Annotated in this window: 2 protein-coding genes; both read left to right on the top strand. The window is 28.7% G+C overall.

Annotated elements, in window-relative coordinates; translation table 11 throughout:
• Window positions 1-38: 38 nt before the first annotated feature.
• The gene (locus tag ACWJJ2_RS11765) at window positions 39-9032 is read left to right on the top strand and encodes an amino acid adenylation domain-containing protein (RefSeq protein ID WP_462953309.1); all 8994 of its coding nucleotides are present in this window, start codon (window positions 39-41) and stop codon (window positions 9030-9032) included.
• A gap of 213 nt (window positions 9033-9245) precedes the next feature.
• The gene (locus ACWJJ2_RS11760; RefSeq protein ID WP_462953308.1) at window positions 9246-13148 is read left to right on the top strand and encodes an amino acid adenylation domain-containing protein; all 3903 of its coding nucleotides are present in this window, start codon (window positions 9246-9248) and stop codon (window positions 13146-13148) included.
• The last annotated feature ends 63 nt before the right edge of the window (window positions 13149-13211 follow it).

The following is a 13211-nucleotide window of genomic DNA, read 5'->3' as shown; positions in this document are numbered from 1 at the left end:
GTTATTTTTTTCAACTACACTAAAGGAGGATAATATTTATGAGTAAACAGGTTCAAGATATGTATCCATTATCGCCTATGCAAAATGGTATATTATATCATTATTTAATTGATAAGACTTCAGATAACTATTTTCAACAAATGAGTATAACTGTGAAGTCAGATATAAGCAGCGATTTGTTTGAAAAATCATTGGATGTATTAATTCATAGACATGATGCTTTAAGAACATTATTTATTTATGATAAATCAAAAGTACCAACTCAGGTTGTTTTGAAATCAAAAAAACCACAAATACAATATCACGATATAGAGGATTTAAAAGATTCTATAAAAAAAGAATATATACAATCTGTTAAAGATAAAGATATTAAAAAGGGTTTTGATTTAACAAGAGATGCACTAACTAGAGTGCATCTAGTTAAATCAAATAATAATGTGTTTGAAATAATTTGGAGTTTTCATCACATAATAATGGATGGCTGGAGCCTACCAATAATTATTGATGAGTTTATAAAAATATATAAGTCATTAAAATATGGAACTTCTTTGATATTGGAACAACCAATTCAATATTCTAGATATATAAATTGGTTAGAAAAGCAAAACAAAAATATAGCAATTGAATACTGGAGAGAATATTTAAGTGGATTAACAGAAAAAACCCAAGTTCCTAAAAAAAATAAAAATAATAATAAAAAGAATAAAAAAGGAATATGTCATTTACGTTTGTCAGAGGAGTTAACACAAAATTTAAAAAAGATAGTATTAAACAATGAGACAACTTTAAATAATTTACTGAATTGCATATGGGGAATTATATTGCAGAAATATAATAATACCACAGATGTGGTGTTCGGAAGTGTAGTTTCAGGAAGAAATGCCGATATTCCTGAAATAGATAGAATGGTAGGTTTATTAATTAATACTCTTCCCGTCCGAGTAAAAACTAATGAAAAAGATACTTTTAAAGATTTATTAAATAAAGTGAAAATGGATTTGCAAAAAAGTCTATTATTTGGATATATATCTTTGGCAGATATTCAAAATTGTACAGAGGTTAAAGAGGGATTATTTGATAATATTATAGCTTTTGAAAACTATCCTGTAGAAAATATAAAAGAAGATGCATTTGAGATTCTAAAGGTAGAATCAAAAGAACAAACCAATTACGACCTTAGTATAACCATGTCTGTAGAATCTAACTTAAATATTAATTTTACATATAACTCTTATGTGTATGAAGATATATTTATCGAAAGGATGAAAGGTCATATAGAAAGGGTTATATACCAAATTATTTCAAATGAAGAAATAGAAATTAATAATATTGATATAACAACAGAAGCTGAAAAAGAGTTAATCATAAATGTATTTAATAAAGAAGATCAGGAGAATAAATGTAAGAAGAATATTCATGATTTATTTGAGGAACAGGTTAGAAAAACTCCAGAAGCAATAGCTGTTTCTTATAAAAATGAGCATATTTTATATAATGATTTAAATAAAAAGGCAAATCGTTTGGCAAGAAAATTGAGAGAGTTGGGAGTTAAGCAGAATAAAGTTGTTACACTGTTAGCAGATAGATCTATAGAAATGATAGTTGGAATGTTAGGGATTTTAAAAGCCGGTGGGACTTATTTGCCTATTGAAATCAGTTATCCTAAGGAAAGAATAAAATATATGATAGAAGATACGGATTCTCATATACTTGTTGGACATAAACATTTAAAAGATAACTTAGAGTATGATGGATATTTTGTGGACCTAGAAATGATTGATAAGTTGGAATATGAAGATACTAATTTAGAAAATATAAATCAATTGGACGACTTAGCTTATATTGTTTATACATCGGGAACTACCGGTAAGCCAAAAGGAACAATGATAATGCATCAAAATGTACCAAGAGTTGTAAAGGATGCTTTGTATACAGAGATAAATAAAGAAGATGTTATTTTGCAATTATCCAATTATGCATTTGATGGCTGTGTTTTTGACATATATGGTGCACTTTTGAATGGTGCCAGATTAGTAATGATACCCAAAGAATATCTAATGGAGATTTCTAAAATTGCAGAGTTAATAAAAAAAGAAAGAGTTACGAAATTCTTCATTACAACCGCGTTATTTAATGCTTTAGTAGATATTGATATAGAGTGTTTAAAAGGAATTAAAAAGATTTTTACTGGAGGAGAAAAAGCTTCTATTCAACATTTTAGAAAGTTTTTGAATACATATGGTCAAGGGAAATTAGTCCATGTATACGGTCCCACTGAAACTACGGTTTTTGCAACATATTACAATGTGAATGATTTAGAAGAGTTTGCAAATGCACCGATAGGAAAGGGTATAAAAAATACTAAAGTGTATATATTAGATAAAAATAGAACGATCCAACCTATTGGCGTAGAGGGAGAAATATATATATCAGGGGAGGGAGTAGCAAAGGGGTATTTAAACAATGAAAAAATTACACAAGAAAAGTTTATGGATAGTCCCTTTAATAATAATGAAAAGTTATATAAAACAGGTGATATAGGAAAATGGCTAATAGATGGGAATGTAGAATTCGTTGGAAGAACGGACAATCAGGTAAAAGTAAGAGGTTTTAGAATAGAATTAGAAGAAATTGAAAATTTTATAAAAAAACATGAGCATATAGAGAATGCAGTTATAAAGCCTATAAAAGATATACTTGGTAATACTTGTATATGTGCATGTTTTGTATCCGATACTAAATTAAAACCTGAAGAGATAAGGGAGTTTTTAGATAAACAATTACCAGAGTATATGATACCAACATATTTTGTACAAATGGAAAGTATTCCATTAAATGCAAATGGAAAAGTGAATGTGAAAAAATTACCTGATCCGAAGGATATAAATGTTGAAGATAAATATGAAGCACCTACTACTGATGTAGAATGTTTACTTGCAGAGATATTCAGTCAGGTATTAGGAAGTGGGAAAGTAGGGGTTAGCGATAATTTCTTTTACTTAGGTGGTGATTCCATAAAGGCTATCCAGATATCTGCCAGAGTGTATAAATTAGGATATAAATTAGAGGTAAGCAGTATATTAAAACACATGACGATAAAGCAAATATCCAAATATGTAAAACAATTAAAAAATGAGATCAGTCAAGAAATGGTACAAGGGGAAGTAATGCTTACACCTATTCAAAAATGGTTTTTTGATAAAGAATTCAAAAATGAAAATCACTTTAACCAAGCTATGATTTTATATAGTAAAAAAGGATTTGATGAAAGGCATATTAGAAAAGCGTTTGATTGCATACTTGAACATCATGATGCTTTAAGAATGGTGTTTAGTAGAATAGGAGAAGAAGTAATTCAATCTAATCAAGAGTTTAAGAAACAAAACTATTCATTAGATGTAATTGATCTAATGCAGGCAGAAAATCATACTGAAAAAATTAAAAAAATATCAGAAAAAACACAAGAAAGTATAGACATAAATAATGGACCATTAGTAAAAGTAGTCTTATTTAAGACGAAGGAAGGCGATTTTCTCCTAATTGCAATACATCATTTAGTGATTGATGGAGTTTCTTGGAGGATTATTTTAGAGGATTTTGAAAATGCATATACTCAAAGTGTAGGTGGAGAAAAAATAGAGCTACCACAAAAAACAAGTTCCTTCAAGCAATGGTCAGAAAAATTAATGGAATATTCAAATGGTGATGAGATAATCAAAGAAAAAAACTATTGGAGTAGACTTGAAGAGTTAAAGATTACCCCGTTAATAAAAGATCACAGTATTTTAAAAAGAAAGGCAAAAGATTCTTCAACTTTCTGGATCGAATTAGATCAAAAGTATACTGAAAATCTTTTAAAGGAGTCGAACAAAGCATTAAATACGGAGATAAACGATTTACTTATTTCAGCCCTTGGAATAACGATAGACAGCGTATTTAATAGCGAAAAGGTGTTTATTAATTTAGAAGGTCATGGAAGAGAAGAAATAATAAAAGATGTTAGTATTGAAAGAACGGTAGGCTGGTTTACAAGTGCATACCCAGTAGTGCTGGATATTAAGAAAAATGATTTAAAAGAAACTATAAAAGGTATTAAAGAAACATTAAGAGCTATACCTAATAAAGGAATAGGTTACGGGATTTTAAAATATCTTACCGATTCTAAATTGAAGGAAGACATGAAATTCAACCTTCAACAAGAGATAAGCTTTAACTATTTAGGACAATTTGACAATGATTTCAATTCATCAGTATTTAGACACTCAGATATGGATATTGGAAGAGAATTTAGCATAGAAAATGAGGAAGAATATTTGCTAAATATAAATGGTCTTGTTATAAATAATAAGCTTAGGGTTGGGTTTAAATATAATGTGCTTGAGTATGATCTAAATACAATAAAGGAAATTGGAAATAAATTTGTAGAAACTTTAAAGCAGATTATAAGATTTTGTTGTAATCGAGAGAATAGAGAAATAACTTTAAGTGATTTTAAATTTGATAATGGACTTACAGAAAAAGAATTAAAGTATATAATATCAAAGTTTGAAAAAGTTTCTGATATATACCCTTTATCTCCTATGCAAAAAGGTTTATTTTATCATTACCTATACAATAAGAAATCTAATGCATATTTTGAACAAAGAAGTATTAGTGTTAAAGGGGTATTAAATATTCAATTAATAGAAAAAAGTCTGAATCAACTAATAGCAAAACATTCTATTCTCAGAACAAGATTTTTAAGTGAAGGGTTGAACGAACCAAGACAAATAGTATTAGAAAAGAAAAGTATAACTGTTGGATTTATTGATTTATCTGCACAAGAGGAAAAAGAAGTTTTAAGTTATATAAAAAAATATAGAGATGAGGATAGAAGTAAGGGCTTTGATCTATTAAAAGACAATCTGATTAGATTGCATATAGTTAAGAAAAGTATGGATTATTATGAGGTTATTCTTAGTTTCCATCATATCATTTTAGATGGGTGGAGTGTATCCATAATATGTAACGACTTCATTAATGTATACAGAAATTTATGCAAAAATGAAGAAGTAGTAATGAGTAGCAATAATGATTATGGAGAATATATAGGCTGGATTGAATCACAGGATAAAAAACAAGTCTTAAAAAACTGGGAAGAATATTTAAATGGTTATGATAACAAAGCTATAATACCTGAAAGCTTTAATAGTAAATCCGATTTATATATAAAAAAAGAACATTCTTTGGTAATTGATGAAATTACAACTGAAAAATTAAAAGAATTAGCATTAAGTAAACAATCAACCATGGGAAGTTTAATGCATGCTGCATGGAGTATTCTGCTAATGAAATACAATAATACAGAGGATGTTGTATTTGGTAGCGTAGTTTCGGGCAGACCTTCAGAAATAGAAAGTATTGAAAATATGGCAGGTTTATTTATAAATTGTATACCTCTCAGAGTAAAGGGTAAGCCAAATAGTACAATTGATGATTTATTGAGAAGTATAAATAATGATTTAAATAATAGTGTATGTAACAATTGTATTAGTTTAGGAGAAATACAAAATTGCTCTGAGTTAAAGCAGGAGTTGATAGATCATATAGTTGTGTTTGAAAACTATCCTAAAGATATGAATAGTGGACTTAAGGAAAAGCAAAAGGTAGCAATAAAAAGTGTTGATGTAACAGATCAAACCAATTATGACTTTAATATAATTATAACCTGTAATAGAAATATGGAAATACAATTCGGATATAATTCCAATAAATATAATAAGGATTTTGTTAACAATATAGGTAACCATTTGAGAAAAATAATAAATGCTATCTTGGAGAATGAAAATGTGCTTATTCAGGATATAGAATTAGTGTCTAATGAAGAAAAAATAAAAATATTGAATGAATTTAATAATACTTATGCAGAATATCCGAAAGATAAAACAATAGATCAGTTATTTGAAGCACAGGTAGAAAAAACGCCAGACAACACAGCAGTAATCTTTGAAGAGAAGAAGCTAACATACAGAGAATTAAATCAAAGAGCAAATAAACTAGCAAGAACGTTGAGGGAAAAAGGTGTAAAAGCAGATGCTATAGTAGCAATTATGGTAGAACGTTCTATGGAAATGATAGTAGGAATCATGGCGATATTAAAGGCAGGAGGCGCTTATTTACCTATAGATCCTAAATATCCAAAGGATAGAATAGAGTATATTATTGAAGACAGTAAATCTAATATACTTTTAACACAAAGAAAATATGTAGGGGAAGTAGATATAATTAAAGAAATCATAGACTTAGACAATGAAAGTTTCTATGCTAATGATGAGGAAAATTTAGAAAATATAAATAGTCCTGAATATTTAGCTTATGTAATTTATACATCTGGTTCAACGGGAAAACCAAAAGGAGTTATGGTTCAGCATGGTAATGTGATTAATATTCTGTTTGCACTTAAGGAATATTATCCGCTTTCACAGAAAGATTGTTATTTATTAAAAACTAACTATACTTTTGATGTATCAGTAAGCGAGATATTTAGTTGGTTTTTATGTGGTAGTAAATTAGTTATACTTGCACAAGAAAAAGAAAAGGATGTAATGGAACTTATTAGTGTAATAAACAAATATGAAATAACACATATAAACTTTACTCCTTCAATGTTAAATATATTTGTGAAATTAATTGATGAAAGTTCTAAAAAATGCTTAAAAAGCTTAAAATATATTTTTTCGGCAGGAGAAGCTATTCAAAAGGATACAGTAAAAGCTACTAAAGAAAAATTAAATTTTGTTCAGTTAGAAAATTTATATGGGCCAACGGAAGCTTCAGTATATTCAACTAAATGTTCAGCAAGTAATTTTAACAATGATATTATTCCAATAGGTAAACCTATAAATAATGCTAAATGTTTTATATTAGATAAAAATAATAGTATGGCACCTATAGGTGTAGTAGGAGAGTTATGTATATGTGGATTAGGACTAGCAAGAGGATATTTAAATAAGCCAGAATTAACAGCAGAAAAATTTGTTGAAAATCCATTTGTACTTGGAGAAAGAATGTATAAAACAGGGGATTTGACAAGATGGTTAGATGACGGAAATATAGAATTTTTAGGTAGGATAGATCATCAAGTAAAAATACGAGGTTTTAGAATAGAACTTGGAGAAATTGAAAATCTGCTATTAAAATGTGAAGTAATAAAAGAAGCAATTGTAATAGATAGAAAGGACAAAAGTGGAGAAAATTATTTATGCGCTTATGTGGTGACAGATACAGAACTAGTAATTGAAGAGGTAAAAAAACAGTTATTAAAAGGGTTGCCGGAGTATATGGTGCCATTCTATTTTGTACAAATAGAAAAAATTCCATTAACCCTAAGTGGAAAAGTGGATAGAAAAGCACTTCCCAATCCAAAGGGAAATGTGAACTTAAAAACAATTTATGAAGCACCAAGAAATGATACAGAAGATAAGCTTACAGAAATATGGAAAGAAGTATTAGGAGTAGAGAAGATTGGCATCAATGACAATTTCTTTGATCTTGGAGGACATTCTCTTAAAGCAACTGTTCTTGTATCCAAAATCCATAAAGAATTAAGTGTGGAAATATCTTTAAAAGAGCTATTTAAAGCATCAACTATAAAAGGAATAAATGAATATATAACAAAGGCGGAAAAAAGCATATATAAACAGATAAAAAGGGTAGAAGAAAAAGAATATTACGAAGCATCTTCAGCACAAAAAAGGATGTATATGCTGCAGCAGTTTGATATACAAAGCATTGGATATAATATGCCATCAGTAATGCTGGTAGAAGGCAAACTTGATAGAGAAAAGTTACAAAAGGTTTTTAGTCAATTAACAGAAAGACATGAAGCATTAAGAACTTCTTTCGAAAATATAGAAGATAAAATAGTACAGAGAATAAACAAAACTGTAGATTTTAAAGTAGAGTATGTAGAAAAAAAAGATAAAGATTTAAATGAAATAATAAAAGGAATTGTAAAAGCCTTTGATTTAAGTAAAGCACCATTATTAAGAGTAGGTCTTATAAAATTAGAAGAAGGAAAACACATACTAATAATTGATATGCATCATATAATTTCGGATGGTGTATCTATGATGATATTAACCAATGAATTTGTAAAGCTTTATGAAGGAAAAGAATTGGAGAAGATTACAGTTCAATATAAGGATTTCTCAGAATGGCAAAATAATATGATAAAATCTAACATTTTTGAGAAACAAAAAGAATATTGGTTAAATCAATTCAAAGGAGATATACCTGTACTTAATATGATAGTTGATTATGCAAGACCTGATGTACAAAGTTTACAAGGCGATAGAATGTCTTTTCAGATAGACGAAAAATTAACAAAAGGAGTATACAACCTTGCATCAGAAACGGGAACCACCTTATATATGGTCTTGTTAAGCGCATATAATGTGTTGCTATTGAAATATACAGGTCAAGAAGATATTATTATAGGAACTCCAATAGCTAGTAGATCACATGCGGATCTGCATAATATAATAGGTATGTTTGTAAATACCATTGCAATGAGAAACTATCCGCAACAAGAAAAAAGTCTTAGAGAGTTTTTGGAAGAGGTGAAACAGACTGCATTAGGAGCATATGAAAATCACGATTATCAATTTGAAAAATTGTTTAATGAATTAGATGTAAATAGAGATTTTAGCAGAAATCCTTTATTTGATACAATGTTTGCCGTACAAAATGCAGATTTAGAAGATATAGAAATACAAGGATTACAATTTAAGCCTTATAAATTCGAAATAAATATATCTAAATTTGATCTTACTTTAATAGCAATAGAAACTAAAAGCAATATAATATTAAATTTAGAATATTGTACGAAAATATTTAGGAAAGAGACAATAGAGAAATTGTCGGAGCATTATTGCGAGATTTTATGTAAATTTATAGAAAATATAGATAGTAAAATAAAAGATGTTAATATTTCATATGAAGTGATTTTTGCAGAGCAAGATGAATTTGATGAGGGGGATTTCGCATTCTAAAAATCTTTTAAAAAAAGGGACAGGCTTCTCGAAAGGAGTTGGTTGTTGCTTTAAAGGATGAACTTCAATAGGTGTTCATCGATGAGATGAGCGCTTATCTATGAGGTAGTAGTCAGCATTTTTCAGAGCTAGTTTCGAAAATAATGTCAATTAGGCATTTATACCGACATATAGTTAGAGGCCTATACAAAACTTATAAGAGGGTGATGTGGTTTGAAAGAAATATTTGATAAAGATATAGTACTTGCAAGTAATATATTGAATAAAGAAAAAAAGTATTGGTTAGAAAAGTTATCTGGGGAATTTGTTAAAACTGCTTTTCTATGTAGTAGTTATAAATTAAATAAATGCGAAGACAAGAAAAAAATAATTCAATATATAATTCCAAAGGAGATAAGTTTAAAACTTATAAAATTAAGTAGTAACTCTGATCAAAGGTTATTTATGACTCTACTGAATACTTTGATCATAGAATTATATAAATACACGAACAATAGCGATATTATTGTTGAAGTTCCTATCTATAAACAAAATAGGGAGGGCAAGTATGTTAATACTATTTTACCTATAAGAAATAAGCTGGCAGAGGAACTGACATTTAAGGAACTATTAATACAGGTCAAGGGGGTTTTACAGGAAGCAAGCGATAACAAGAATTATCCTATTAATACGTTGTATGATATTTTAGGACTGCCATTTTCAAAGGATAATTCTCCGTTAACGGATGTAGGAATAGTAATGAGAAATATACACGAAACAAGATACCTTGATCAACTAAAATGCAATATTATGTTTTTATTTGACAGAAAAGAAAACAACATTGAACTAACTATTCAATATGAACCATCATTATATAAGGAAGATTATGTACAAAGCATTTATAAGCACATGATAAATATATTAAAAGAAGTATTTGAAGATATAAATAAAAATATATTTCAAATTGAAATGATGGATGAAGAAGAAAAAAGGAAGATATTATATGATTTCAATAATACAAAAACAGAATATCCAAAGGATAAAACAATACATGAATTATTTGAAGAACAGGTAAAAAGAACACCGGATAATATAGCAGTGAGTTTTGAAGATATAAAGCTAACTTATAGAGAATTAAATGAAAAGACCAATAGTTTAGCAACAGTGTTAAGAGAAAAAGGAGTAAAGGCAGATAGTATAGTCGGAATAATGCTAGAAAGATCTCTTGAGATGATAATAGGGATAATGGCAATATTGAAATCAGGAGGGGCATATCTACCAATAGATCCAGGGTATCCGAAAGAAAGAATAAAATACATGCTGGAAGATTGTAAAGTGAAAATACTGCTTACTCAAGAACATTTAAGCAAAATAGAATTTACGGGAGAAATAATAGAATTAGAAAATGAAAAATTATATTTAAGTAGTATGGAAAATTTAGAAAATATAAACAAAGCAACAGACTTAGCTTATGTAATATATACATCCGGTTCAACAGGAAAACCTAAGGGAAATGAAACGATGCATTATAACGTAATTAGGGTTGTAAAAAATACAAACTACATTTCTATAACCTTAAAAGATACAATACTACAACTATCAAATTATGCTTTCGATGGATCTGTATTTGATATATATGCGGCGTTATTAAATGGATCCAAACTTGTTTTAATTGATAGAGAAACATTACTTGACATGGATAAACTTGGAGATTTTATAATTAATAAAAAAATAACCGTATTTTTCATAACAACGGCGCTATTCAATACTTTAGTGGATAATAAAATAGAGTGTTTTAAAAATATAAGAAAAGTATTGTTTGGAGGAGAACGGATATCTATTTCTCATACAAAGATGGCACTAGACTATATAGGGAAGGATAAAATAATACACGTATATGGACCGACAGAAAGTACGGTTTTCAGCAGTTATTATTTTATAAATGAGATAGATGAAAATGTAGATAATATACCCATTGGAAGTCCAATTTCAAACACCAAAATGTATATAGTCAGAGATCGCAAATTAAGCCCTATAGGTGTAAGCGGAGAAATATGCATAGCAGGAGATGGATTGGCAAGAGGGTATTTAAATAATGCTGAATTGACAGCAGAAAAATTTATAGACAATTTATTTGTTCCAGGAGAAAAAATGTACAGTACCGGAGACTTAGGAAGATGGCTAGCGGATGGTAATATAGAGTTTTTAGGAAGGATAGACCATCAAGTAAAACTCCGTGGTTTTAGAATAGAACTTGGTGAAATAGAAAGTGAATTATTAAAGAATGAATCAGTAAAAGAGGTAATTGTAGTAGATAAAGAAGATAAAAGAAAAAATAAATACTTATGTGCCTATATAGTAGCCCATAAAGAAGTAACAAATAGAGAGTTAAGAGAGCATTTATCAAAAAATCTTCCGGAATATATGATACCTGCTTATTTTGTACAACTAAAAAAGATGCCAGTAACATCTAATGGAAAAGTGGATAGAAAGTTATTGCCAGAATCGGATGAAGATATGGTAACAAAAATACAATATGAAGCACCTAGGGATCAAATAGAAGAAAGACTTGCAGAAATATGGAGTAATGTGTTGGGAATAGAGAAGATAGGAATAAATGATAATTTTTTTGAATTAGGAGGACATTCTCTTAAGGCAACTGTTCTTGTAGCTAAAGTTCATAGAGAATTAAATGTACAAATTCCTTTAAAGGTGTTATTCAAATCGCCGACCGTAAAGGGAGTAAAGGAATACATAGTAAATACAGAAAAGAGTATATATAAACAGATAAAAAAAGTAGAGGAAAGAGACTATTATGAAGCATCTTCAGTGCAAAAGAGAATGTACATAATGCAGCAGTTTGATTTAGATAGTATCGGATATAATATGCCTGCAATTATGATTGTAGAGGGGATGCTTGATAGAGAAAAGGTAGTAGAGGTATTTAATAAATTATTACAAAGACATGAAGCACTAAGAACATGCTTTGAAAGCATAGAAGAGAAAATTGTACAGAGAGTAAATAAAGTTGTAGATTTTAAAGTAGAATATATAGAAAAACCGAATAAAGAGATAAATCTAATAGTAAAAGAATTTATAAGGCCATTTAATTTAAGCAAAGCGCCATTATTAAGGGTGGGGATTATAAAATTAGAGGAAAAGAAATATGTACTAATGCTTGATATGCATCACATAATTTCTGATGGCGTGTCAATGGAAATATTAACAAATGAATTTTCTTGGCTTTATGAAGGAAATGAGTTAAAGGATCTTAGAATTCAATATAAAGATTATTCTCTGTGGCAAAATGAATTTTTGAAATCGGAGCACGTTAAAGTTCAGGAAGAATACTGGATAAGCAGATTTTCAGATGAAATACTTGTATTAAATATGCCTACCGATTATGAAAGACCCAAAGTACAATCCTTTGAAGGAGATAATATAAAAATTAAATTAGATAAAGAATTAGCGAAAAGTTTGAAGAAAATTGCACAAGAAACAGGCAGCACATTGTATATGATTTTTTTATCAGGAATAAACATACTACTTTCAAAGTATAGTGGTCAAAAGGACATAATAGTGGGAACTCCTATAGCGGGCAGACAACATGTGGATTTAGAAAAAGTTATAGGAATGTTTGTAAATACACTTGTTATGAGAAATTATCCAGATGGAAACAAGAGATACAAAGAATTTCTAAAAGAAGTAAAAGAAAATGCATTAAGAGCTTATGAAAATCAAGATTATCAATTTGAAGAATTAATAGACAAGATTAATATAAAAAGAGATATAAGTAGAAATCCATTATTCGATATTATGTTTACAATGCAAAATATTGAAAGTCCGCATATGGAACTAAAAGATTTGAAATTTAAACCTTATGGGCTGGAATATAAAATATCTAAATTCGATATAACATTTGCAGCGATTGAAGTAGGAGAAGATGTATTCATAAATTTAGAATATTGTACAAAGCTATTTAATAAGGAAACTATTGAAAGCTTGGCCAACCATTATAAGGAAATCTTGGCTAAGATAGTAGAAAATATAGATGTAGAATTAAAAGATATAAATATTTCATGCAATGTAGCATTTTCAGATAAAGTTCAAGTTGATCAAGGTGATTTTGTTTTTTAACTCTATACCTATAAATTTTCGGATAAAGATTTTATATTTAATGAAACTATGGGAAGAAGGTAA

The organism is Clostridium sp. CM039 (genome assembly GCF_055081075.1).
Note: the sequence above shows the minus strand (reverse complement) of the source record. Positions and strands in the feature narration are given on the sequence as shown.

Coding starts and splice junctions, on each gene's coding strand:
- ACWJJ2_RS11765 (WP_462953309.1), top strand. CDS start 39: ATGAGTAAACAGGTTCAAGATATGTATCCATTATCGCCTATGCAAAAT.